This window comes from Mycobacterium sp. SMC-4, assembly GCF_050205565.1.
Lineage (GTDB): Bacteria > Actinomycetota > Actinomycetes > Mycobacteriales > Mycobacteriaceae > Mycobacterium.
The window spans coordinates 77,569-101,609 of record NZ_JBNMQU010000011.1; the positions used below are offsets into that span (position 1 = coordinate 77,569).

The 24,041-nt window shown below is 65.3% G+C and carries 23 protein-coding genes; 13 read left to right on the top strand and 10 right to left on the bottom strand.

The window, feature by feature from the left end; translation table 11 throughout:
- Nucleotides 1–47 precede the first annotated feature (47 nt).
- The 4 genes from phnE to ACQI46_RS19255 all read right to left on the bottom strand — a co-directional run bounded on the left by phnE (nucleotide 48) and on the right by ACQI46_RS19255 (nucleotide 4,503).
- Nucleotides 48–1,805 (bottom strand): phosphonate ABC transporter, permease protein PhnE, encoded by a 1,758-nt coding sequence (phnE, locus tag ACQI46_RS19240; protein WP_427095636.1) that lies wholly within the window; start codon nucleotides 1,803–1,805, stop codon nucleotides 48–50.
- A gap of 4 nt (nucleotides 1,806–1,809) precedes the next feature.
- Nucleotides 1,810–2,649 carry a phosphonate ABC transporter ATP-binding protein gene (gene phnC, locus ACQI46_RS19245; protein WP_427095637.1) on the bottom strand — a complete coding sequence of 280 codons (840 nt, stop codon included), beginning with the start codon at nucleotides 2,647–2,649 and terminating at the stop codon, nucleotides 1,810–1,812.
- Nucleotides 2,650–2,674: 25 nt separating this feature from the next.
- On the bottom strand, nucleotides 2,675–3,637 hold the full coding sequence (locus tag ACQI46_RS19250) for a phosphate/phosphite/phosphonate ABC transporter substrate-binding protein (RefSeq protein ID WP_427095638.1): 963 nt from the start codon (nucleotides 3,635–3,637) through the stop codon (nucleotides 2,675–2,677).
- Nucleotides 3,638–3,792: 155 nt separating this feature from the next.
- Complete coding sequence (locus tag ACQI46_RS19255) at nucleotides 3,793–4,503, bottom strand: GntR family transcriptional regulator (protein ID WP_427095639.1); 711 nt, start codon at nucleotides 4,501–4,503, stop codon at nucleotides 3,793–3,795.
- Nucleotides 4,504–4,689: 186 nt separating this feature from the next.
- Between ACQI46_RS19255 and ACQI46_RS19260 the strand changes: the two genes are divergently transcribed.
- The 9 genes from ACQI46_RS19260 to ACQI46_RS19300 all read left to right on the top strand — a co-directional run bounded on the left by ACQI46_RS19260 (nucleotide 4,690) and on the right by ACQI46_RS19300 (nucleotide 15,172).
- Nucleotides 4,690–7,065, top strand: coding sequence for a hypothetical protein (locus ACQI46_RS19260; protein WP_427095640.1), 2,376 nt, complete (start codon nucleotides 4,690–4,692; stop codon nucleotides 7,063–7,065).
- Nucleotides 7,066–7,206: 141 nt separating this feature from the next.
- The gene (locus ACQI46_RS19265; protein WP_427095794.1) at nucleotides 7,207–8,292 is read left to right on the top strand and encodes a glycoside hydrolase; all 1,086 of its coding nucleotides are present in this window, start codon (nucleotides 7,207–7,209) and stop codon (nucleotides 8,290–8,292) included.
- 201 nt (nucleotides 8,293–8,493) lie between these two features.
- Nucleotides 8,494–9,141, top strand: coding sequence for a GntR family transcriptional regulator (locus tag ACQI46_RS19270; RefSeq protein ID WP_427095641.1), 648 nt, complete (start codon nucleotides 8,494–8,496; stop codon nucleotides 9,139–9,141).
- Between the two features lie 147 nt (nucleotides 9,142–9,288).
- A complete protein-coding gene (locus ACQI46_RS19275; protein ID WP_427095642.1) occupies nucleotides 9,289–10,503 on the top strand; it encodes an ABC transporter substrate-binding protein in 1,215 nt (404 codons plus the stop codon).
- Between the two features lie 85 nt (nucleotides 10,504–10,588).
- The gene (locus tag ACQI46_RS19280; protein WP_427095643.1) at nucleotides 10,589–11,452 is read left to right on the top strand and encodes a branched-chain amino acid ABC transporter permease; all 864 of its coding nucleotides are present in this window, start codon (nucleotides 10,589–10,591) and stop codon (nucleotides 11,450–11,452) included.
- Entirely contained in the window at nucleotides 11,453–12,436 is a 984-nt protein-coding gene (locus ACQI46_RS19285; protein WP_427095644.1) for a branched-chain amino acid ABC transporter permease, read from the top strand. It begins immediately after the preceding gene.
- On the top strand, nucleotides 12,433–13,212 hold the full coding sequence (locus tag ACQI46_RS19290) for an ABC transporter ATP-binding protein (RefSeq protein WP_427095645.1): 780 nt from the start codon (nucleotides 12,433–12,435) through the stop codon (nucleotides 13,210–13,212). Before ACQI46_RS19285 ends, ACQI46_RS19290 begins: the two co-directional genes overlap by 4 nt.
- The gene (locus ACQI46_RS19295) at nucleotides 13,209–13,931 is read left to right on the top strand and encodes an ABC transporter ATP-binding protein (protein WP_427095646.1); all 723 of its coding nucleotides are present in this window, start codon (nucleotides 13,209–13,211) and stop codon (nucleotides 13,929–13,931) included. The genes ACQI46_RS19290 and ACQI46_RS19295 overlap by 4 nt, the downstream gene beginning before the upstream one ends.
- A gap of 104 nt (nucleotides 13,932–14,035) precedes the next feature.
- Nucleotides 14,036–15,172 carry a RidA family protein gene (locus ACQI46_RS19300; protein WP_427095647.1) on the top strand — a complete coding sequence of 379 codons (1,137 nt, stop codon included), beginning with the start codon at nucleotides 14,036–14,038 and terminating at the stop codon, nucleotides 15,170–15,172.
- Here ACQI46_RS19300 and surE read toward each other — a convergent pair.
- From surE to ACQI46_RS19320, 4 genes are all read right to left on the bottom strand, one after another.
- Nucleotides 15,154–15,927, bottom strand: a complete 774-nt coding sequence (gene surE, locus ACQI46_RS19305) for a 5'/3'-nucleotidase SurE (protein WP_427095648.1) — start codon at nucleotides 15,925–15,927, stop codon at nucleotides 15,154–15,156. The genes ACQI46_RS19300 and surE overlap by 19 nt on opposite strands.
- An 11-nt stretch (nucleotides 15,928–15,938) precedes the next feature.
- Nucleotides 15,939–16,937, bottom strand: a complete 999-nt coding sequence (locus ACQI46_RS19310) for a 1-phosphofructokinase family hexose kinase (protein WP_427095649.1) — start codon at nucleotides 16,935–16,937, stop codon at nucleotides 15,939–15,941.
- 51 nt (nucleotides 16,938–16,988) lie between these two features.
- The gene (locus ACQI46_RS19315) at nucleotides 16,989–18,089 is read right to left on the bottom strand and encodes a ferritin-like domain-containing protein (RefSeq protein WP_427095650.1); all 1,101 of its coding nucleotides are present in this window, start codon (nucleotides 18,087–18,089) and stop codon (nucleotides 16,989–16,991) included.
- Between the two features lie 93 nt (nucleotides 18,090–18,182).
- The gene (locus ACQI46_RS19320) at nucleotides 18,183–18,950 is read right to left on the bottom strand and encodes a DUF1906 domain-containing protein (protein ID WP_427095651.1); all 768 of its coding nucleotides are present in this window, start codon (nucleotides 18,948–18,950) and stop codon (nucleotides 18,183–18,185) included.
- Nucleotides 18,951–19,123: 173 nt separating this feature from the next.
- Between ACQI46_RS19320 and ACQI46_RS19325 the strand changes: the two genes are divergently transcribed.
- A complete protein-coding gene (locus ACQI46_RS19325; RefSeq protein ID WP_427095652.1) occupies nucleotides 19,124–19,369 on the top strand; it encodes a hypothetical protein in 246 nt (81 codons plus the stop codon).
- Complete coding sequence (locus tag ACQI46_RS19330; protein WP_427095653.1) at nucleotides 19,356–19,751, top strand: type II toxin-antitoxin system VapC family toxin; 396 nt, start codon at nucleotides 19,356–19,358, stop codon at nucleotides 19,749–19,751. Before ACQI46_RS19325 ends, ACQI46_RS19330 begins: the two co-directional genes overlap by 14 nt.
- Nucleotides 19,752–19,824: 73 nt before the next feature.
- On the opposite strand, the gene ACQI46_RS19335 is transcribed toward ACQI46_RS19330, so the two are convergent.
- A complete protein-coding gene (locus tag ACQI46_RS19335) occupies nucleotides 19,825–20,178 on the bottom strand; it encodes a VOC family protein (protein ID WP_427095654.1) in 354 nt (117 codons plus the stop codon).
- A 281-nt stretch (nucleotides 20,179–20,459) separates the two neighbouring features.
- On the bottom strand, nucleotides 20,460–21,191 hold the full coding sequence (locus ACQI46_RS19340) for an IclR family transcriptional regulator (RefSeq protein ID WP_427095655.1): 732 nt from the start codon (nucleotides 21,189–21,191) through the stop codon (nucleotides 20,460–20,462).
- Between the two features lie 256 nt (nucleotides 21,192–21,447).
- On the opposite strand from ACQI46_RS19340, the gene ACQI46_RS19345 reads away from it, so the two are divergent.
- Together ACQI46_RS19345 and ACQI46_RS19350 are read left to right on the top strand one after the other, a co-directional pair.
- Nucleotides 21,448–22,641, top strand: a complete 1,194-nt coding sequence (locus ACQI46_RS19345; protein ID WP_427095656.1) for a M24 family metallopeptidase — start codon at nucleotides 21,448–21,450, stop codon at nucleotides 22,639–22,641.
- Between the two features lie 34 nt (nucleotides 22,642–22,675).
- On the top strand, nucleotides 22,676–24,040 hold the full coding sequence (locus ACQI46_RS19350; RefSeq protein ID WP_427095657.1) for an ABC transporter substrate-binding protein: 1,365 nt from the start codon (nucleotides 22,676–22,678) through the stop codon (nucleotides 24,038–24,040).
- Nucleotide 24,041: the final 1 nt, after the last annotated feature.

Here is a 24,041-nt window from a genome sequence, read left to right on the forward strand (position 1 = left end):
CATCGGTCCCGTCGCCGCGGTTGACCTCCGGTTAACCGGCAGGCAAACTACGAGCGACTTGTTGCACAATCGGCGTCGATACCGGCCCGCGAGACCACATGCCGAATCCACGCCGACAACGCCTCGAGTGCGAGTACGACGGTGAGGATCATCAGCACGATCAGCGTCACGGTGTCGAACTGTTGAACCCGGTTGGCGTTCAACAGGTAATAGCCGATGCCGCCGGCACCGACGATGCCGAGCAAAGTCGCCGATCTGAAATTCACGTCCAGCTGGTACAGCACGTGGGCCACCATTGCCGGTAGCGCCTGCCGAAGGGTTGCCGCGGTGTGCACTTGCAGCCGTGACGCTCCGGTGACGCGCAGGGCGTCCTGCACGCGGACGTCGGTTTCCTCGATCGAATCGGCGACCAGCTTTCCGAGCAGTCCGACCGATCCGAGGCCCAAGGCGATGGCCCCCGGCACCGGACCGAGGCCCATCATGACGATGAGGACGATCGCCAGGATCAGGTCCGGCAGTGCGCGCACGGTGACGATCAGAAGGCGGAAAGCATTGGCGGTGGCGGCATTCGGCGCCACGTTGCGTGCCGCGAGCGCACCCACCGGCAGAGCGATCACGACTCCGATGAGCGTTGCGGCCAAACCGATCTGGATGGTCACGATCATGGCCTCGACCAGATCGTCCCAGGATCCGCCGGCGCTCGGCGGCCAGAACAGGCCGAGCGTCTCGTCGACGTGGGCCAGACCGCCGAGGAAGGCCCCCGGGTCGATTCCGGAGCGCAGTACGGCCAGCGCGACGATGGTCGCGGTGACGGCGATGGTCAACGTCCGCCGGATCCGGTCGGCGTCCCACGGGGGAGCGGTGCGGATCCGCCCGGATCGCAACGACTGCGGCTCATGGGTGGCCAGGGGCCGGCGCACCCAGCCGTCGGTGATCCGATCCCACAGACCGAGGGGCCAGCGGCGGCGATCGGGGCGACGGCCCAGCAGCGCGGTGCGTGCGGTGGCAGAGATCATCTCCACGACCATGCACAGCACGAGCACGATCAGAGCCAGCGCCATGCCGCGCTGGTAGTCCATCGTGTTGAGCGCGTCGGCCATCGCCATGCCGAGGCCGCCCACTCCGACGTAACCGAGCAGCACCGATCCGCGCAGGTTGATGTCGAAACGGTGCAGCGCTGTGGCGATCAGCTGCGGCAGCAGCAGCGGCAGGATTCCCGAGACGATCTGCTGACGTCGACTGGCTCCGGCCGTGCGCAGCGCCTCCATGGGACCGTGGTCGAGATCTTCGATGGCATCGGCGTACAACTTGCCGACCATGCCGATCGAGTGCAGTCCCATGGCCAGAATGCCCGGGAGCGCGCCGAGTCCGAACAACCGGAAGAAGATGAGCGCCAGGACGAGGTCGGGGACGGCACGCATCACCACGATGAAGGCCCGGGAAGCATTGCGGCTGAGTCCATGTGAAGCGGTGGTAGACGCCGCCGCCAACGCCAGCGGCAGGCCGAGGAGAACCGACAATGCGGTGGCCACCGTGACGATCGACAGCGTCTGCAACGTCAGCGATATCGTCTCGGCCAGCGGTGGGAAGTCCAACGGCACCATGCGCGCGATGAACTCCGCCGCGTTCTCGGCGCCGGTGACCAGCGTGGTCACATCGAAGCCGAGGTCGACGAAGGACCAGACCGCCGCGGCGAACAGGGCCAGGAGCGCAGCCGCCGCCGCGATCGGCGCAGGACGCCGCCGCGGACGCGGGGGCGTCGATATCACCGCAGGTTCGGTCGCCTCGAGAAGATCGGGCGACACGGCGTCAGGCCCCGCTGCCGGACGAGACGAGCGCGGTTCGTGTGGGGCCGTGGTAGATCTGCAAGACCTCGTCACGGTCCAAACCGTTGATCGGGCGGTCGAGCACGATGCGACCGGAAGCCAAACCGGTGATCCGGTCACCGAACTCCATGGCGATGTCGACCTGATGGAGACTGCAGATGACGGTCAGGCCGAGTTCACGCGAGATCTCGCGCAGCAGGTCCATCACAGTGATCGACGAGAGCGGGTCCAGGGAGGCGACGGGCTCGTCGGCCAACAGCAGCGCCGGCTCCTGGATCAGGGCGCGGGCGATCGCCACGCGTTGCTGCTGACCGCCCGAGAGCGTGTCGGCACGTTGAAAGGCTTTGTCGGCCAGGCCCACCCGTGCAAGGTGGGCCATCGCCGCCTCTTTGGTGGCGCGGGGGTAACTGAACAACCCGAGACGCGGGCCGCGCAGCGTGCCCAGCCGGCCGGTGCAGACGTTCTCCAAAACCGACATCGAGCCCACCAGGTGAAAGTGCTGGAAGATCATGCCGACTCGCGACCGCAGCCGCCGCAGCGTCCGGGCGTTCGCCGCGTGCACCGGTACGCCGAGCGTGTGCACCTGGCCGCGGGTGGGCATCTGTAATCCGTTGACGGAGCGCAGGAGGGTGGACTTTCCCGATCCGGACAAGCCCAACAACACGTTGATCTTGCCCGGGACGAACGAGACCGTGACATCGTCGAGGGCCGTGACCTGTCCGAACGTCCGGGTCACTCCCAGCAACTGCACACCGTCATCGCGCGGATCCGACGGCACCGCAAGGGCGGTGCCGTTCCGCGGGATGGTCAAGGTGTTTCCCATGTCAGTCCTCTCTGCGGCGCCCACGTCAGACGACGCAGGACTTCGACTTCGTGATGGCGCAGACCTGCCGGATGCCGTCGTAGGTGGAGTCCTCCACGGGGATGTAGCCGTATGCCACGTCTTCCGGCAGCGCGCATTCCTCCTCGGTGGCGCACAGGCCCAGTTCGACCAGGGCCGGACGGTTGATGTCCTTCTGGAAGACCTCGGCGATGCGGTCCTGCATCTCCCGCGGCAACTTCGTGCTGACCACGGTCGGTGACTTGGGGATGTCCTCCGACTTCCAGATCACATTCAGCGCGCCGGGCTGAAGCTGACCCGATTCGGGAAGCTTGTTGTCGACCATCGTGTCGTAGGCGAAGCCTGCGTCACACGTGCCGTTGAGGACCGACAGGGCCGAGGCGTCGTGTCCGCCGGCAAAGACGGGCGTGACTCCGGTCTCGGGATTGATCCCGGCCTCGAGCAGTCCGGCGGAGGGGAACAGGTACCCCGATGTCGAAGTGGGATCGACGAAACAGACCGTCTTGCCGGCCATGTCGCTCAACGAGGTGATTCCACTGTCGGGCTTGGTGATGGCGTACGACTGGTAGCTGGGCGACTCGTCGACCGAATCGGCCGGGACACCCACCAACGAGATACCGACGCCGCTGTCGGCGGCGACAGCGTAGGAGAACGGCCCGAGGGCCGCGATGTCGACCTGTCCGGCACGCAGTGCCTCGATCACGGCGGCGTAGCTGGTGGCCTGCTGTGTCTCGACCTTCACACCGAGCTGCTTCTCCAGAGCGGCAACGACCATCTTCGTCTTCTCGGCGAGCCCGGATGCGTTTTCCTCGGGGATCGACGCGAAGGTGAGGGTGGTCCCGTCGCCGCCACCGGCGGCGGCAGTGTCGCTGTTGTCGTTGGAGTCCGAACTCGAACAAGCGGACAGGGCAAGCAGTCCCACCGCCGCGATCGCGGTCAGTGTGGTGCGTGAGGAGCTACGTGTGAGCATGCGGTTTTCATCCTGATGTTGAGAGAAGGGGGCCGCCGTGGGCGCGACGGGTTACCGGTACACCGTCACTGCGCGGTCTGGCCCCGGATCGACACGGGACCCAATCCGAGCGGGAACTGCAGTGAACAGTCGCAGAAGTTGCGCAACAAGTTGGCTCAGACCTCGTGCTCGTACTTCACCGAGATGCACACCCGGTCCTGACGCATCCATGCCCGACTGACCATCAACGCTGCGCCGTCCTTCGCGTTCTTGGTGAACGTCTCGATCCGCCATGCCGGCACCGGTTCGTTCACCGACAGGTGAGCGAGCATCGGCGCGGGGGTCAGGTCGGGCACGACGCGCGTCCAGCTCCGGACCGGTTCGGCACCGGCGGCGCGAAACAGCTCGGTCAGCGATTCGTAGGCCCGTAGACCTATCTCGACCTCGGGCAGGACCTGTGGTGACACCCATTCGTTGGAGTAGCCGACCAGTTCGTCGCCCAGATAGCTGGCCCGGGTGAGCCGCAGGCTGGTGTCGCCGACCGCCTGCCCGAGCCGGTCGGCGACGTCGGCCGGGACCGGCTGCTGGGAGGCGTCCAGGACGAAGGTGCGCACGATGCCGCCGACGCGTGCGAAGGTCTCGTGCACCGACGGTGGGATGTTCGGGGACAACACGTAGTCGAGCCGGCTGTTCACGAAGGTGCCGGCGCCTTGGACCCGTCGCACCAGGAACCGGGTCTCGAGTTGGGCGAGCGCTTTGCGCACGATGTGGCGGCTGACACCGAACTGGCGCATCAAGGAGGGCTCACTGGGGAGCTTCGCGGCGTCGTCGAGGTGGAGGATCTCACGCTCCATCGCCTCGACAATCGCCCGCGTGCCGTCGTCCATGAAGGCGAAAGTTAGGTAACGCCGGTGAACATTGTGCGGTGCTGCGGCGGACCACGGGTTAATGACGGGTTGACACCCGGCCGCAGTGTCGGTGGCTGACCCCCGAAGACAAGGGGTTTCCCCAATTGCTCACGCAACGCTCATCGGCCGACTATGTTTGCTGGAACTCAACGGGGGAGGGTCATCATGGGCTGGGACAAGTACGTCGGACGGGTGGGCGCGTTGGCTGTCGCGCTGGGTATCGGTTCTGCGGTGGCCGCAGTTCCGGGACTGGCGGGGGCATCCACAGAAGGGGCGAGCTCGACGGGCACCTCCGGCAGTTCTGCCTCGAGTTCGACTCGCGCCGCCAACGACGCTGAATCCCGGACACGGTCGAAGACGTCGAAAGAGGTTGCCGGGCCGCGAAAGAAGTCCATCGCCGAAGACTCACCGCGACGGACATCGGGTACCGGCAAGCGCGCCGCAGCGACCACGACTCCCGAGACCAAGAGCATCGAGGGGGACGAATCCGCGGATCTTACAAGCGAACTCGTCACGCCTGACGAGAATGCCGCGGCGGATCCGACCCCGGCTCCGTCGCCGGCCGAGCCTCTTCCGGCCGATCCGCCGGCCGCAGAACCATCCACCGATCCCGTCGTCGAACAGTCTGAACAGACGTCACCGCCCGCCACGGTGTCGACGCCGTTGTCCTCGCCGCGGGCCGTCTCGCGCCAGAGCAACGGGCCCGGATCTCCGGCCGCGTCTCCGCTGTTGTTCACGGCGGTGACGTCAGCGCGTCGTCATCTGGGGGAGCGCACTTCGGAATTCAGTAGCGCCGCGGCGCGAAGTGCTGCGCAAGCCGGCGCACAGGCCGCGGCTGCGGCAGCATCGATCCCCGGGAATGCCAGCAGTCCTGTGGTCATCGGGGCCGACGGCACCCGCTACCAGGTCACCTGGAGCGGGGACGTCACCCGGGTCAGCATCTTGGACAGCGACGGCCAGGTCGTCACCACCAGCGAGGACATCCCGGGATCGGGCGCTGTGCGTGTGACCAGACCTGACGGCACGCTGATCGTCATTACGAGAAACGCAAGCCGTAGTCGCTCGACCATCTCGGCTGTCGACAGCGAGGGCAACGTGTCCCGATTGGCCACGTTCACCGGTTTGGCGGAAGGCACACCTATGGTGGGCGCCGACGGCGCGCTGTACATGCGTACCCAAGTCCTCAACTTCTTCGACCCCTTCAGTGCACCGATCGACTACCGGTTGGTCCGGGTTTCCCCGGCCAACACGGTGCGGTCCTTTTCCTACGACGCCGAGCTCGAACTGGCGCCAGACGGCACCGCCTACATGGTGTCTTCCGTTTTCGGCTTCTCGACCTTGCGAGTGTTCAATCCGAACGGTGGGACGAGGGCCATCGGGCTGCCCTTCGGCACCGACCCCAGCGGTCCCATCCTGGGTGAGGACGGCAATGCGTACGTCACCGTCGGCATCCGAGGATGGTTCGGCAGCAAGACAACTCGGGTGTACACGGTCGGAGAGGGTGCGCGCACCGTGCGCACCATCCGCGGACTGCCGGGTGAGACGGTCGTGAGTCCCGACGGCTTCTATCTGGAGACCTTCAACTACAGCGGTTCCACGGACAACCAGACGGGGACGACCACGATCTCGCGGATCACCGCGACCACCATCGACACGTCGGACACGATCGGCGCCCGTATCTCGGGCTTCCAGGTGACACCGGACGGCACCGTCTATGCGGCGATCAACCCGGCGTCGTCCGAGACCGCCTCCGTCGCGGTGATCGACCGGGACGGAGTCGTCGCGACCACGGAGTTGCCGGGGGCACTGGTCCTGGGCCAGGGAATCAACCTTGTCGGTGGGGGCGCGACGGCCGCCGATGACTTCGGCTACTTCGTCTACGTCGTGGATGGCAGGGAATACGTCGCGGTGCTGAACCCCGACGCGACCGTGAACCGCATGATCGAACTGCCACTGGGGACCGAGGGCGCCCAGGTGTTCTTCGGTCCTGACGGTGCTGCCTACGTGTCGCTGCGGTATCGCATCCCGGAGGGCAACTACACGGACGAACAGATTCTGGCACTGTCCACCGACACCTACACACCCATCGTGCCGGGTTCGGGATATGTCCCGACTCCCCAGTGGGGACCCCTCATCGAATTCGGTCCGAACGGCGAGGGCTACTTGATCACCGGCGGTGACACTCAGCTCGGCGTCGAGGTCTTGGGATTCAATGCTGCGGGCGAAGTGGTGGGATCAGCATCCGGTTTGACCGTTGCGAGGGCCCTGTCCATCGGTCCGGATGACCAACGGGTGCTGATGTTCGACCCCGCCGGCAACGCCTACCTCACCGTCTTCGGTCCCGACCACAGCGGTGTGTACGTGTTGACGCCGGCCGGAGCCGAGGAGGTTCTCGACCTGGAATATCAATCCCTGCGAAGCGTTCAGCCACCGACGTTCGACGCCGACGGCACCGGTTTTGTCACGATGTCCGGAGTCGTCCTGGCTGACGGCAGCCGCACGACCCTCGTGTTCACGTTTCCCTCGCTTGCCGCCGGGTGAGCTGTTGCTGAAGTACCCGGCGCGTCCCGCCGAACGGAAGCGACGAGTGGACATCGTCGGAACCAGTTCGTAGCCTGTCTCGGGACGTAGAAGGTTCGGGGCCGCGAGCGGTCCTCGCAGCGAAGGATCGTGGCACACCAGATGACCCGGGTACGCCAGTCACTTCGGCGCACCGTGTGCATTTCAGCAACCGCTCTCTTGGTTCTGGCATCGCCCATCGACGTGAGTGCCGACCCGGCGGCGGATGCGCTGGCCAGGCTCAACGAGCTGTCCAGCCAGGCGCTTCAGGCCCGCGAGGCCGTCACGACGGGCCAGCGCGAGGCCGACGCCAAGCTGGCCGCCCAGACCGCCGCCGAAGACCGGCACCGCGCTGACCTCGACGCCGCCGCGGCGGCCAACGCGCAGCTCGAGCACTATCAGCTCGCGGTCGACCGGGTGGCTGCGATGAGCTACATGAGTGGCCGCGAGGGCCAGGTGGCAGCAGTGCTGACGGCGACGTCCCCGCAACAGCTGATCGAGTCATTGTCGTTGCAGCGAGTGGTGGCGGCGACGGCAGCCGACCGGATGAAGGCGTTCCGGGCGACGCGTGAGCGTGCGGCCGCAGCTGCTCAGGCTTCGGAGAAGTCGGCCGCAGAGGCCCGCGTCGCGGCTGAACAGGCCGCCGCCGTGCAGGCCGACCTACAGGCCAAGTGGAGCGAGCTGCTGCGCCAGGTGGCAGCCGCGGAGGCGCAGTACGCGGCGTTGACACCGCAACAGCAGGCGGCGGTCGACGCTGCGGTCCCGCCGCCGGCGCCTCCTGCACCGGCTCCGCAGGCTCCGGCCGCCGTCGCCCCGATGCCCGACCCTGCCTCCCTCGCCGCCGCCCACGTCCCGATGGAGGCCCTGCCCGTCGGTGTCGCCAAGGAAGCGGGTCTGCAACCCAGCACCGTCCTGGTCGCCCGCTCGATGAGCGCCCGCTTTCCGCAGATCGCGCAGATCGACGGTGTCCGGCCGGACTCGAAGCCGTGGCATCCCCGCGGACTGGCGATCGACATCATGATCCCCAACCACAACAGCCCCGAAGGCATCGCGCTCGGCAACGAAATCCTCGCGTTCGCGATGGCCAACGCCGCCCGATTCCGACTGCAGGACGTGATCTGGCGGGGCACCTACTACACGCCTGCCGGCCCGCGCGGATCGGGATACGGCCACTTCGACCACGTGCACATCACGACGCTGCCCGGCTGACCACGGTTCGAAGTTCCTCGCGCGCAGGGTTGCCCTCCGGCCTGCTGCGGGTGTCCGTCTCGGCGCGGTGCTACATGGTGTACACACCAACCGAAATCCGGATGTAACACGGAATTTTCGTATTTTGGATACCCAAAAGCGATACAGGCCGTATGTTCCGTATACAACTTGTTCGGAACGTATCAGGGAAGTGCGGGTGTGGTGCCTACAGCAGCGGTGGGAAGCGTGGTGGTCAACGGGCTACGGCAGGCTCTGCTCACCGGGGAGATCGGCGCGGGTGTGCGGCTGTCGTACTCGAAGTTGGCGGACCGCTTCGGTGTGAGCCGCATTCCGGTTCGCGACGCGATGCAGACCCTGGTGGCGGAGGGCCTGGTGGTGATGATCGAGGGGGTGCCGCACTCGCGGCCGCTGTCGATCCTCGAGCTGCAGGAACTCTACGAGATGCGAATGGCTGTGGAGCCCTATCTCACGCAGATCGCGGTCACGCAGGTCGGCCGGGCCGACATCATCGAGATGACGCGGTACTACGAGATGATGGCCGAAACCACGGATCTCGTGGAGTGGCTCGAGGCGAACGCGAAATTCCACGCCGCCATCTACCACCGCGCGAACCGGCCGATGATGATCGCCCACGTCGACCAACTCCGCAAACTCACCGACCGCTACCTCTACCTGCACCTCGCCGTGATCGGCAACGTCGAGCACCTGCAGGAGGAGCACACCGACATCCTGGACGCCGCGAAGGCCGGTGACGGCCAACGGCTATATGAACTTACCCGCACCCATCTCGAGACATCGCATGAATTCATCGTGCGCTATCTCCTGGCCAGCGATGAGGATCGCGCGTAGGACGCAGCTCAAACCGAGCAGCAAGTTCACGATTCACCCCACCGTCTGCACACACCATCGATGTCGACGGTGTAGTAGCGCATGCCCAAGAAAGGAACAGCGATGTTGAAACGAAAAGGAGCTGTAGGCGTCTTCGCCACTGCCGCAATGCTTTTGACCGCGTGTAGCGGTGGGGGCGGCGGAGGCGACGCCGGCGGCGGCGACGTGATCAAGTTCGGGTGGCTCAACGGCATCACCGGTGATTACGCGTCCTACTACGAGCCTTCCCAAGCCGCCGTGACCATCGCGATCGACGAGATCAACGAAGCCGGCGGCGTCCTGGGCAAGAAGGTGGAACTGGTCAGCGCGGACAACCTGTCCACCGTCGAAGGCGCCGTCCAGGGATTCTCTCGACTGGTCGACGTCGAGAACGTCGTCGCGGTCGGCGGGGTGGAGTCCACCGGTGGCCTCGCGATCCTCGACAGCGCGAACGAGATGGAGATCCCGGTGTTCTGCCCCGGCTGCGGCACGCCGGAGCTGGACACCGGCACGGGCGAATTCATGTGGCGGATCACGGGATCCGACAGCGACGGCGGAACCATCGCCGCGCAGTTCGCGCGCGACGAAGGCATCAAGCGCGTCGCGATCATGGCGCAGAACACCGAAGGCATGTCGGAGCCGGCGGACATCTTCAAGAAGGTGTTCGTCGAGGGCGCCGGCGGCGAGGTCGTTGCCGACGTCCGATTCAATCCGGGGCGGTCCTCCTATCAGGCCGAACTGGCTCAGGCGTTCGATGCCAAGCCCGATGCCGTCTATCTGGCGGCCGGTCACGAGGCGGCGTCGGTGATCTTCCGGGAGTGGCAACGGCGCGGATATGGCGGAAAGTTCTTCGTATCACCGGATCTGGTGACGCCCCCGATCAGTTCGTTGATGCCGGAGCTCGCAGACGGTGTCGCCGTGGGCGCCATCGCGGCCTACGACACGGATTCTCCCGCCTACAAGGCGTTCGCCGAGAAATTCCAGGCCAAGACCGGTCACCAGCCGGCCGCAGGTGTCTACGACGCCAACCAGTACGACGAGTACATCGCGCTGGCGCTGGCGATCACCAAGGCGCAGAGCACAGAGGGCCGGGCGATCGCAGAGGCGATTCCCGAGGTGCTCAATCCCGGCGGCACGGTGGTGTACTCCTACGCCGACGGCATCAAGGAGCTCGAGGCGGGGAACGAGATCAACTACGAGGGTGCCTCGGGCTCATTGGATCTCAACGAACACAACAACCTGGCCGCACCCCTGTTCGGTGAGCAGTTCATCGTCGACGGCGAGTGGACACAGGTCGACGTGATCGAGCTGGATCCCGCCCTGCGCGGGATCCTCGACCGCTGACGTCGGTCCGGCGGCCGCCGAGCGATCGTCGGCCGCCGGACAACCCGTTTCACACACCCCTGCGGATTTCGAAAGGCACTGAGCAGTGCAGTATCTGATTTTCGGTCTCGTCACCGGAAGCATTCTGGCGATGGCCACGGTCGGGTTCTCGATGGTCCGCCAAACCGAGGGCTTCCTCAACATCGCCCATGGCCAGTTCCTCGCCCTGGCTGCGTTTCTCGGGCTGATCGCGTCCCGCGACTGGGGGATACCGACCTGGGCTGCCGCGCTTTTCGCGGCCATTGCGACCGGTGTCACCGCAGTGATCCTGTCCGTGGTGATCTTCGAACCCATTCGCCAGAAGGGCGTCCTGGTTCAGCTGTTCACCTCCGTGGGCGTCGCGTACGTGATCTACGGCCTCTTGGTGATGGTCTTCGGCGCCAACCTGCAGCACTATGAGGTGTCGTTCGGCAGTACCTTCAACGGGCTGGGCGTCCAGATCTCGTTCGGCGAGCTCGCGATGATCGTCACGGCCGCGGTGTCGATCCTCGCGCTGCACCTGTTCCTGACCAAAACACCGGCGGGCATCTCGATCCGGGCGGTGGCCAGCAACCCGGACCTGGCGAGAGTGCGCGGAATATCGACGCAGTTCGTGTCCTACCAGGTGTGGTTCATCGCCGGCTTCCTGGCCGGCCTGGCCGGGGTCATGATCGGCATCATCGGCTCGGTCGGCCCGGAACTGGGTTGGCAGAACATCCTTTTGATTCTCGCAGCGGCGGTGCTGGGCGGACTCGGCAGCACGTACGGAGTCATCTTCGCCAGCTTGATTCTCGGGCTGGCCATGGATCTCAGCGCGCTACTGATCCCCACGTCATATCGCACCGTCGTCGCGTTCGTGGCGCTCATCATCGTCCTGCTGGTCAGACCCAGCGGACTCTTCAGCGTCAGGCAGAGAAAGCAGGCCGCGTAAATGCAATCCTTGTTGGTCTTCCTTGTCGGTGTTCTCACTCTCGCGGCGATCTACGCGGCGCTGGCGATGGTCCTCAATCTGGTCGCGGGCTGGGCCGGGATGTGGGACCTGGGCATTGCCGGACTGGTGGCGGTGGCCGCCTACACCTACATCATCCTCACGCAGACCCGCGTCGACAGCGGACTGTTGTTCATGCCCGGTTGGCCGATGGCTGTCGGCATCATCGGAGCAATCGTGATGACCGCGCTGGCGGCACTGGTCGTCGCGCTTCCGTCGATCAGGCTGCGCGGCGAGTTCTTCCTGATCACCACATTGGCGTTCGCCGAAGTGGTGCACCAACTCGCGATCAGCGAGAGCAGTCTGACCCGCGGCACCACCGGCTTCTCGTCGATCGACCGCCCGTTCCGGGATCTGGTGCCCCCGTCGGATTACCGCTGGGTGCTGCTCGGTCTGGCGGTGGCCGTGGCGCTGGCGATCTACCTGCTGATGAATCGCCTGGCCAAGACTCCCTATGTCCGCCTGCTGCGGGCCAGCCGCGACAACGAGGCGGTGGCGCGCTCATTGGGCAAGAACGTGGTGCGCTACCGGCTCATCACCTACGTGCTCGCCGGGGCGCTGATCGGCGTGATCACACCGCTGTACCTGTGGCACGTCCGTAGCGTCGTGCCGTCGCTGTTCGTCTCCGAGCTCACCTTCGTGGTGTGGACCGCACTGGTGATCGGCGGGATCGCCAGCCGCAAGGGACCGCTGATCGGCGCCACGCTCCTGATCGTCTGCACCGAACTTCTGACGTTCCTGCAGGGGTCGGCCGAGTACGCCCAGATGCTCGCGGCCACCCGTCCGGTCATCCTCGGCATCCTGCTGATCCTGGTGCTGCGGTTCCGCCCCGAGGGGTTGATGAACGAGCGGTCTGCTTTCCAGCTCAGCGAGCGTGACCTCGGGCCTGTCCGGTCGAAGAAGAACAAGGTGGTGGCAGCCAAATGAGTACCGGTGTCGCAACAGAACTCGCGTTCCGCGCGTCGAATGTCAGCAAGTCGTTCGGAGGCGTCCGAGCTGTCGACGGGGTGTCGCTCCAGGCGGAGAAGGGCACCATCACCGCCGTCATCGGACCGAACGGCGCCGGCAAGACCAGCTTGTTCAATGTGCTGACCGGATTCGATCAGGCCGACACCGGAGAGGTTGCGCTGTTCGGTGAGCGTATCGAGCGGGAGCCGGCCTGGAAGATCGCGCGCCGCGGAATGGTTCGGTCGTTCCAGACGCCGGTGGGCTTCCCACTGCTGTCTGTGTGGGAGAACCTCATGACCGCCGGAGCCGACCAGTCCGAATCGTTGTTCAGCGGCCTGTTCAACCGGCGACGCTGGCTCGAGCAGGAACGCCAGACCGCTGAACGTGCCGACCTGTTGATCGAAGAGCTCGGGCTCACCGAGGTCAAAGATCAACGGATCGAAGACCTCACGGCGGGCCAGACCAAGCTGGTCGACTTCGCCCGTCTTCTGATGGTGCAGCCGCGTATGGTGCTGCTGGACGAGCCGGCAGCCGGCGTGGCGCCGCAGGGGATCGGACGACTGGCCGATCAGGTGACCGACCTTCGGGCCCGCGGCATCACATTGCTGATCATCGACCACAACATCCAATTCGTCTTCGCGGTGTCCGACTACGTCTACGTGATGGCCGAAGGGCGCGTCGTGGTGTCCGGGACGCCCGACGAGATCGCGGTTCACCCGATGGTCGCCGAGATCTACCTGGGGAGTGCGCAGTGACGTTGTTGAGCGTGCAGGGACTGACCGCCGGTTACGGCAAGCTGCCGGTGATCCACGACGTGTCGTTGGACGTGTCCACGAACCAGACGGTAGCGCTGGTGGGGCCCAACGGCGCCGGCAAATCGACGTTGTTGAAGTCCATCTTCCGGGTCGTGACTCCGATGTCCGGCCGCGTAGAGCTCGAAGGCGAAGACCTCGGCACCGTGCCGACAGCAAAGATGGTGCGGCGCGGAATGGCCTATGTTCCGCAGGGCGGCAACACGTTTCCGGCACTCACCGTGCAGGAGAACATTCGAGTCGCGCTCATGCCGATGGGCCGGCGCAAGATGAGCGGGGGGATAGACCTCGCGTTCGACAGGTTCCCAGGCCTGGCCAAGCGCCGCGACGCCAGCGCGTCCACGCTCTCGGGCGGCGAGCGCCAGATGCTCGCGGTAGCAGGGGCGTTGGCGTCCGAACCGAAGTTCCTCGCACTCGATGAACCCACCACCGGCCTGGCGCCGACGATCGTGCAGGAATTGATCGCGAGCATCGCCGAGGTGACCAAGGACGGCGTCGGGGTGCTGTGGGTCGTCGAGGAGAACCCCGCGGTGATCCTGCCGCACTGCGACCGAGTGCGCATCATGACCGGCGGCCGAATCAGCGAGGAGCAGGAAGTGGCCGCGGTGCTGGAGGACGAAGGGCTGCGCAAGCTCTTCTTCGGCATCGAAGGCGCCCACTGACCACCACTGACCAAGGTCGTCGCGCACAGTCCCGAACGAGAAGTTCACACATCAACACAGAAGAAACGATCGGGCGGGGCAACCCGCCGGAGAGGCAATTCGGCATGTCCTACGTACAGAGCGGAAAGCAATCCGTCGAAGCAATTCTCGACGAGCGTGTCGTCGTCAGCGACGGGTTGCTGTTCATCACCGGATTGACCGCTGCCGACGCGGGCACGGGCATCCCCCAGCAGGCTGCGGTATCGCCCGAATTTCCTTACTACGGCGCCGATATCCAGAAGCAGACCACCTACATCCTGGAAAAACTGCGGGATCTGCTCGCCGGGTCGGGTGCTCGTCTCGAGGACGTCGTCAAGACCCAGGTGTTCATCGCAGACTGCCGGCTTTTCGACGCTTTCGACCAGGTATGGAAGAAGTTCTTCCCGACCCCGCCACCGCGCACCACCGTCGGTGTCGGCGAGGCGGGAATGCCTGTGCCGGGCACACTCGTGGTCGTCGACGCCATCGCGGCACTGCCGGACGAATTGGACATTCGGGCGATCGACAGCCCGACTCTGCCCAAACCGCTCGCCAACTACACGCCGTGTGTAGCGGCCGGGGACTGGTTGTTCCTGGCCGGTCAACTGCCGACCGAGTTCGGTGACACCGGTCTGGCGCCACAAGCATCGGTCAACCCCGCGTTCCCCCACCATGTTTCACCTCTGGTCGCACAGGCGGAGTTCACCATCGCGATCTGCGAGACCCTGTTGGGCGATGCGGGCAGCGACTGGCAGCACGCCGTCCGGGTGCACGTGTTCCTGAAGGACATGACCGAGGCCCCGTTGTTCGACGCACTGTGGCAGGACAAGTTCGACGGCAACCCGCCTCCTTACCTGATCATCGGCGTGGAGGAACTGCTGACCGGGGGAGCGCAGATCGAGATCGACGTCATCGCGGTGCGAACCGGAACCACCCAACCCAGCACACGATTCGCCGTGGTGGACACCCCGGTCGAGGAGGAGTGGTACCGGCCGTTCACCATCCAGAAGCTGGTGCGCGCAGCGTTCGACGGGACCGCGGCCGACGCCGGAGGCGACATCCAGCCGCTCAAGGTCCATGTGTTTCTGCCCAGCCCCGAGGACATCTACGGATTCGGCCGCGGGCTACCCGACGGAGTCGCCGGGCAGGCCGCGGTCACCACGTCCACCTCGGTCGGCGCGTCGCGTGTCGCCATGGAGATCGTTTATCGAGTGGACGCCTGAATCCATCGATGGACGAGGTCACCGTCGTCCGCCTCGATCGACCGCAGCTCGGTCAGCGTGGGGTGCCCGGCATCCAGTAGCGCCGTGTCGGTGTCCTCCTCCAACTCGTCGGACACCTCGACCTCGCGCAGCCGCACGCCGCCGTCGCGAACCTCTTCGACCCGGGTCTGCACGGCGCCGCCGCGCGCCAGCCGTGCGTGACGGATCGGCCCGACCTCGGTTGCGGGCCGATCCGGGACGTTGAGGGACAGCACGGTGCCGTCGGGCGCATCGAACAGCAACTCCAGGACCGGGGCGACCAGGCCGGCCGCTGTCTTCCAATAGCGGTCACCGGTGGGGTGCAGCGCGACGTCCAACGAGACCGCCAGGGCGCGGGTGTCGCTGATCTTGGCGGTCAGCGCCGCACCGACGGTTCCCGAGTGCAGAATCGCCCGACCCACGTTGGCGCCGTGGTTGATTCCGGACAGCACGAGGTCCGGACGCGGGTCGAACCAACCGTTGAGTGCCGCCGCGACGATGTGTCCCGGCTGGGCCTGGACCGCCCACGCCGGGACGTCGAGGTCGGGTAACTCGCGCGGCTCCACGACCGTGCGCCCGTCGCGGCGGACGGCAGTGAGTGCGGCGCTCGCGCCGCTGGCCTGTTCGGCCGGGGCGGCCACGATGACATCCACCCCGGCGTCCAGCGCCGCCGCCGCGAGCGCATGCAAACCTGGAGAATCGATCCCGTCGTCGTTGGTCACGAGTGCGAGCGGCACGCGTCAACCTCCTACTTCTTCTTCCATTCGCACAACTCCACCCGCTCGGCGAGGGTCTCGACGGCTCGAGAGCCGCCGGTGCCCAGGCCGTGGCGGACGACGTTGAGTGCGCCGCACGCGGCTCCGATCTGCAATGCCCGGCGCAGCGGGCGACCGCTGGCCAGTGCGGCCACCATGCCTGCGGTCATGGAGTCACCGGCGCCCGCCGAATCGGCAGGCTCCAAAGAGGGCATGCAGATTTCGACGATGTCGCCGCCTCGTGTCCCGTTCCCGTCGGGGTCACGGTCGTCGAGCAGGGCCAGCGCCGGCTCGGAACCGGCGCGCGACACCACGATCGTGCCTGCACCCTCGTCGCGCATGGCGCGCATGGCCGCGACCAGATCTTCGGCATCCTCGGATTTCGCCCGGCCATCGTCGAGAAGTTCTTCGTGGCTCACCTTGATCAGGTCGGGCCTGCCTTCCAGTACCGCCTCGAGCCGTTCCCCGGAGAGATCCGCGGCGACTTTGCAGCCGTTGGCACCCAGGTCGGTCGACAGCCGCCGGTAGAGATCAGCCGGCACGACGTCGTCCTCCTGTGGTCCGGACAGCAGGACCCGCCCGTGGATCAGCCCCTCGGTCAGGGTGAGCTCGTAGAGCGAGTCGCGTTCGTGCCGGTCGAGTGGGCTGCCGGCGGCCTCGGCGATGACCTCTCGAGTGCCCGAGCGGCGGTCGTGGACGTAGGAACCGTTGCGTGCGCTGACCGGCACCGTCCGTACGGTGATGTCGCGCATCGGCAGGAGGTGGCCCAGGACGTCGCCCGTCTCTCCACCCAGCGCCGAGCACAACACGACCGGCACGCCGAGGGACGACATCATGCGGGATTGCCAGACACCCTGGCCGCCGGCGTGGACGTGGATGTCGGCTGCACCCGAACGGTCCTCGATCGTGACGGTGAGAACGGGTAGGGGCGCGAAGATGACAACTGGACTGGGGTCGTCCGAGTTCTCGCCGCGTGGTTTCTTGTCAGCCATGGGCTGGGGAGTACCCAACCCGACGAGAACCCACCCGGCCGGCCGAACCCGTCAACCGGCTCCTGCGGCGATCACCTGGTCGACCTCGGTGGCCCGGGTCGCCATCTCGCGGTGTGCCTGGTCCAGCGCTTCGGCCTGATCTTCGTCGGCCTTCATGAGCGAGTCGATATCGAAGGCCGCCATATCGAGAACGCCCATGTCCCTGAAGGCCTTCTGGACTTTGTCGCCCCACAACCCGATGTCCTTGACGATCGGCACGATACGGCTGAACAGGTGCGAGCGGAACTGGATCATCACCGGCGCCGTGTCGACCCATTCGGCACACGCCTTCACGTCCAGGCCGAGTGTCTCGAAGACCTCCTCGCCCCGGAACCGGTCGCGCATCAGGTAGCAGGCTTCCACGACGAACTCTTCGCGCTCGTCGCGTTCGGCCTCGGTCAGCGCAGAGTAGTAGTCCTTCAACGAAATTCGACCGAAGGCGACGTGGCGAGCCTCGTCCTGCATGACGTAGGCCAACAGCTGCTTGGCAAGCGAGTCCGGCTGCGCAAGGTCCCGTTGCACTCCGAAGGCTGCGAGCGCCAACCCTTCGATGAGCACCTGCATGCCGAGATACGGCATGTCCCAACGAGAATCGCGCAGAGTGTCCTCCAACAGAGCTGTCAGGTTCTTGTTGATCGGATAGACCAGGCCGACCTTCTCGTGCAGGAACCGGGAGAACGCCTCGACGTGGCGGGCCTCGTCCATGGCCTGGGTGGCCGCGTAGAACTTCGCATCCAGGTCCGGAACGACCTCCACGATCTTGGCTGCGCAGACCATCGCCCCCTGCTCGCCGTGCAGGAACTGCGAGAACTGCCACGCCTGGGAGTGCTGGCGCATCTCGGCGCGACGCGCTTCGTCCGCCGCGTCCCACATCGGGCTGCCGAAAAGCGGATGGAACTCGTCGGGCAGCCCGATGGGGTTCATCGGGTCGACGTCCGTCGTCCAGTCGATGCGCGACTGGGCATCCCACTGCTTGTCCTTGCCCTTCTGGTACAGGGACAGGAGTCGGGCTCGGCCGTCGTCATACTCCCAGTTGAAGCGGGCGTCACCGGCGCTGGGGATCTCCCACGAGGAGGTTGCCGGCAGCTCGGTGTATCTGTCTTTCGTGGTCATGCGATACCGCCCCTCTGCGGACCAAAGGTCCTATGACGCAGATCACAATGCTTTCAGGTGTCGACGGTGTCGTCAAGCAGCGGTGCCGTCAGGTCAGGGGTGGAAGTTCCACTGGCCGCAGTCCCGGGCCAGGACGTCGTTGACGTCGACGCGGATGCCGCCGACCACCGGTCCCGGATTGGAGGCGGTGTCGATGATGCGTTGGTAGAGCACCGCTGCAGGGTAGATCTGGCCGTTGGACCAGGACCGGGTCTGCCACGCCCAGACATGGCCGGGCGTACGGGATTTGCCGATCACGCCGTCGGCGGCGGCCCACTGGCACGGCCGGATGCCCGCGTAGATGCCGGTGCGCTGCACCCCGATCACCGAGTTGATTCCGCGGAACCACGGCAGCGCGAGGGTGTCCCACGCGTGGCGGTCGATGTCGTCGTCGACGCTGAAGAAGATCGGGGCGCTGCGGCCGCCGCCTGCGGCGGTGTGCAGGTGCCAGGCGGTCTTTGCGTCGGCCACGCCGCCGGCGTACCCGCGGGTGAAGTCGGACGGCGCCGTGCCGCCAGGCTTGCCGTACTGGTAGTTGCTGACGATCACCAGGCCGGCGGCGGTGAGCGACTGCGCGTAGGGCAGCGTGATCGGCTTGGCGCCGAAGTTGGAGCCAGGACGCGAGGTCGACACGTAGTTGATGACCCCGGAGTGGCCGGCGGCCTTGATGTCCTGCGCCGGGATCTGGCGCATCGCGAAGTCGATCAGGGTGGGAGCCGCCGCCGCCGCTCCGGGCGCCTGCGCCATCGAAGCCGCACCGAGGCCTGCCAGTGCCGACACCGCGGTGGCATAGCGCAGCGCGTCACGCCGGGATACCTGCACGGCGCGAAGTTACCAAAGTGACCACGGGGAATGGTGGGACGACGGCGGGGGTGTCGGTTCGTGTCGCTGCTCCCTGCCGCCATGCCCGTTAAAACCGAACGTAGTTGCGCTCGCCGAGCCCACGAAGGCGCCGCGAAAAGGGATCATGCGTATATGCATGTTAACATGCTGACATGCCTAAGACCGTGCAGATTCGCGACATCGACGACGAGGTGTACGCCGGCCTTGTCCGCCGCGCCGCCGAGGACGGGCTGACCGTGCCCGAACTGCTGCGTCGGGAGGCCGCCCGAATTGCGGCACGGCCGTCGGTCAATGAATGGCTACGGGGAACACGGCGACGTCCCTCCCAGGTCACGACTGAGCAAGTGGTGCAGACACTCGACGAGTGGCGTGGCGAGTGGCCCGATGCTGGTCGTTGACGCATCGTGTCTTTTCGAGGTGGTGGCGGATACCCCGCGCGCCGATGTGATCCGGCACAGGCTTGCCGCGGACACCGAGCACGCGGCGCCGGAGGTCATCGACGTCGAGGTGCTCGGTGTTGTCCGTGCCCAGTACCTGAAGGGGGCGCTAGATGAAACGGCGGCCGGACAGGCCGTTGCGGACTTGCACGACTGGCCGGGGGAGCGTTTCGCCCACCGGTGGATGCTCGACCGGGTCTGGCAGCTCCGCGCCACGGTACGTGGATGGGATGCGTTCTACGTTGCTCTCGCCGAAGCCATGAACGCCACGTTGCTCACGATGGACGCCCGGCTTGCGCGTGCGCCGGGCCCGCTGTGCCGCATCGAGGTGGTCGAGCAATAATCGCCAGGCACGCTGCGCGACAACGTCTCTGGGGCTGACGCCACGCTGGATTTGGCTTGGCCTCGACTGCGGCTCAGCGACTGAGCGGCTTGTAGAACACCAACCCGTTGCCCTTGTTGTCGTAGACGACCGCGCGTCGCTCGTGGGCGTCGTCGTACGGGGCCTTGACGATGCCGCCGCCGCTGTCCTCGATCGCCTTGGCCGCGGCATCGACATCAGCGGTCTTGATACCGACGACGACCTGTCCAGGAATGGGATGGTCCACTGCCGTCGCCAGTGCCAGCGTCACCGATCCGCCGTCAAGTGCGGCGAAATGCGCGCCATCGCGAAACTTCAGCGACATCCCCAACGCCTCGGTGTAGAACTTGATCGATTCGTCCAGGTTGTCCGTCGACAAGACGATCATCCGAACGTCGTGGTCGCTCATAGGTGACCTCCTCGAACTGCTCAACGCGATACCACAGGCACTCTACTCATTTGCGCGTACCGACTCCGGTGGTCGTCAGGTGCTGCTCCGGGGCGCTGTCCAACAGGGGGCGCGCTCTCACTCATCTGGTCGCCACCCCGGACGCGGTCCCCGTTTCCCGAGTACCGGTTGGCGGCGTTCCCGATGAACTCGTCGGTGGCCGTGGACATGACACGAATATCGCAACAAGCACCGACAAATCTCGGAGTCACTCGAGCAGCCCTTGTGCCTGCGCCGGCGGATTACCCCAGTTCGCCTTCGATCGCTCGCGCGGTGTCCTGAAGAAGGGGGAGGTACTTCATCAACGCGTCGATGTCCTCGACGCTGGATACAGCGGTCACGGACACCGCGCCGACGATCCCCGATGGCCGCGATATCGGGACGGCGAGGCAGTTGATCAACATGTCGAGTTCACGATCGTCCACTGCCCACCCGTGCTCAGCAGCATGCGCCAGAGCCTGATCGAGTTGCGTGCGGGTGGTGAATGTATTGGGAGTGAACCGATTCCACGGAACAGAATCCAAGATTGCTTCTCGACGATAGGGATCGAGCGCTGCCAAGATGACCTTGCCGACCCCGCTGCAGTATGCGGGTGCTTCGCGTCCGATGCGGGAGTACATGCCGACCCCTGACGCGCTCTCCACCTTGTCCACGTAGATGAGGCTGTCACCGATCAGACCGACAAGTTGGATGGTGTGTCCGATCTTCGCATGCAGTCGTCGCACATGCCGGTATCCGGCGCGACGCAGATCTACATCGTCGAAGCTCAATCTGGCGAGCGCGATCAGCTTGGCGCCCAGCACAAACCGCGCGTCCTCGCGACGTCTGACGTAGCCCACCTGTTCCAACGACTTCAGCTGACGGAACATCGAGGAGCGATGGACGTCGAATTCCTCGGCGAGCTCGGCCACCGACAGCGGCTCGTCTGCGATCCGCTCGATGATCTCCGCTATGCGCTGAGTAGCTCCCGCCATCGCTCTCCTTCGACGATTTTCCCCCGTGACACCGCGTCTAGCGGCTGACCCGCCACCCTCGGCGCCGGAATGGGTTCTCCCATCGTCCAGGACAGTTGCACGAAATGCACAGCACTGCGCGAATTTACACAACTTAACGCAGCTGGAAGCGCGTTCGTAACGTTCGGCCCTCAATCTTTCCGTACTCCAGAACGCACAGGGTTGTGCAGAAAACGCACCGCCCGAAGCTGTTCGAGCCTAGGCAAGGAACCGATACATGACGCAGATGGTCGACGATCATCGCTTCACCACCGACCAGGAGCGTGGGCGCCGAATCGATGCCCTTCGTTCGGCGATGGAGACGTATGAACTCGACGCGCTGGTCATTGCCGGTCGTGACGACATCCGGTTCCGCGGGCGCGTCTTCTACGTGACCGACTATTGGCAACTGTTCGCCGACTCTCATGTGGTGCTGACTCATTCGGCCGGCCCAGTCCTGATCGGAGGGACTGTTTGGGGCATCTCGCAGGCGCGGCAGTCTGATTGGATTTCGGAGTGCCGCCTGACGGGCACACCCGGTATCGAGATCGCAGAGGTACTGGCCGCACAGCAGCTGTCGAACGCCAAGATCGGGATTGTCGGCCTGCGCGACGGTGGGCTTGCTTACAGCCATTACATGGAGCTCATCAGCGCGCTGCCCGGCGCGCAGATCGTTGATGCCACAGTACTGTTCGAGACGTGTCGACAGATCAACAGCGGTGAATCGCTCGCCGCGATGGCGGACACCTCGGAATGTTGGAAGTCGATCTACGCCGAGTTGGAACAGCACTTGACACTCGGGATCACCGAGATCGAACTGGCGGCGCAGGCTCATCGGATCTGTCGCGAGCACGGGGTGCGCGATCCCATGGTTGCGCTCGATTCGACCCCGTTCAAAGGGGCCACGTCCTTCGGGACCCGGAAGCCGATTGAGCGTGGCGACGTGGTGACGGTGTGGATCGAGTCCGCCGGTCCCAACGGGACGTGGCTGGAGTACCGCCGAATGTTTTCTCTGGGCCCCATCTCGCCCGAGTACCGGGACGCGTGGCAGATTTACACCGCAGCCCACCAAGCCGGCGTGGCGGCGATGGTCCCAGGATCGATGGCCAGCGTGTTTGTCGAGCGTGTCGCGGACGTGTTCCGTTCCGGTGGAATCGAACTCGACTACAGATCGCCGGACGACAAGCACCGGTCGTTCCACCTCCACGGCATCGGCACCGATGCCATCCAGGGTGTCTGGGTCAGCGGAAACGATCGCTCCTTGATGGAGAACGAAGTCGTCAACATCCACCCGCATCGCTTGTTCCGGACTGATCAGGAGTCTGCAGAGTTCGGCCTCTTCGGGCTGACCGACAACATTCGCGTCACGCCGAGCGGAGGGCGTTGGATGACCAACGACCAAGACCTCGACTCGGCCTTCATAGAGCTTTGAATCAATCGAATTCGTCTGAAGGCAGGAATTATTCATGAAGATATCCACTCGCCGCGGAATGTTCCGGGCAGCATCGTTCGCGGCGTGTGTTGCACTGTCCGGCGCACTGGTCGCGTGTTCGAGCGACGACGGCGGTAGCGCGACCGTGGAAGCCGGTCCCAGCACCGTGACGGACAACGCCCTGCTCGAGAAGTACGGCGTCGGTATCCCGCAGGAAGTCGTCAACATCGGCATGATGCCCTACGCGGACAACATGATGTTGTCTATCGGCATGGCCAAGAACTGGTTCGAGGAAGTCGGTATCGACGTCGGTCCAGACAAGTTCTCCAGCATCTCCGACGAACAGCAGATCCCGCTGACCCTCAACGGCGACTACGACGTCGTCGCCGCCTACGGACCCAATATGGTGCGCAATACGGAGGGGGCGCCCTCGATCAAGATCTTCAACTTCATCGACGTCACCAGTGGCCTGGCGATTCTCGCCGCGCCCGGATCGGGCAAGTCCTCGGTGGCCGACCTGATGGGGGACGGCATGAACTTCCAGGACGCCGTCACCCGCGTGATGAATGACATGAAGGGGTCACGATTCGCCACCGACGATATCGGTGCGCATCGCAGCTTCCTGGATGCCATCTACGAGATCAGTGGCTTCTCGCAGAGCGACTTCGGGAACGTCGCCGTGGTGGACGACTCTCAAACGCTGCTGCTGGCCGGAGGCGGCCAGCTCGATTACGCCAAGCCGATCGGCGCCGTCCAGACGGCCGAGTTGATCGAGGACGGCTGGTACCCCGTCATCGGTCTCCAGGACTTGATCGAAAACCTTCCGGCCGGCGACCCCCGCGCGGTCTCCGGGCTCGGGCACGTCGGTCATGCCGCCGACGAGAAGTGGATCGAAGAGAACCACGACACGATGCTGCGGGTCTCGTCGGTGGCGTTCCGCATCGTCGATGCAGTTCTCGCCGACATCAACAATGGCACCACCGATGCCATCGACGCGTTGGTACCGGTCATCGAATCCGCCGCCTCGGTGGACACCTCTGCCGACGCTCTCCGGATCGTCTTCGAGGAGATCGGACCTTTCGCGTCGTTCGAGGACCAGGCGGACTGGTGGGTCAACACCGAGTCGCCGTACTACTACAAAGCGACCTACAACCAGCAGATCCAAGCCGCACGCGACGCCGGCGTCATCAAGAACGCCGACCTCGACGCTTCGGACTTCATCGTCGCCGACGACGTCTACTCCGAACTGGTCCAGTACAAGCAACAGTACGAAGCCTTGTTGCCCGAGGCCCAAGCGCTGACCGGCGATCAGGCCAAGCTCGCCGAACTCGCCGCCGCCCAGTACGCACACCGCAACTACCTTGACGCCTCCCGCATTCTGCAGGCCGCGGTCAAGTAGG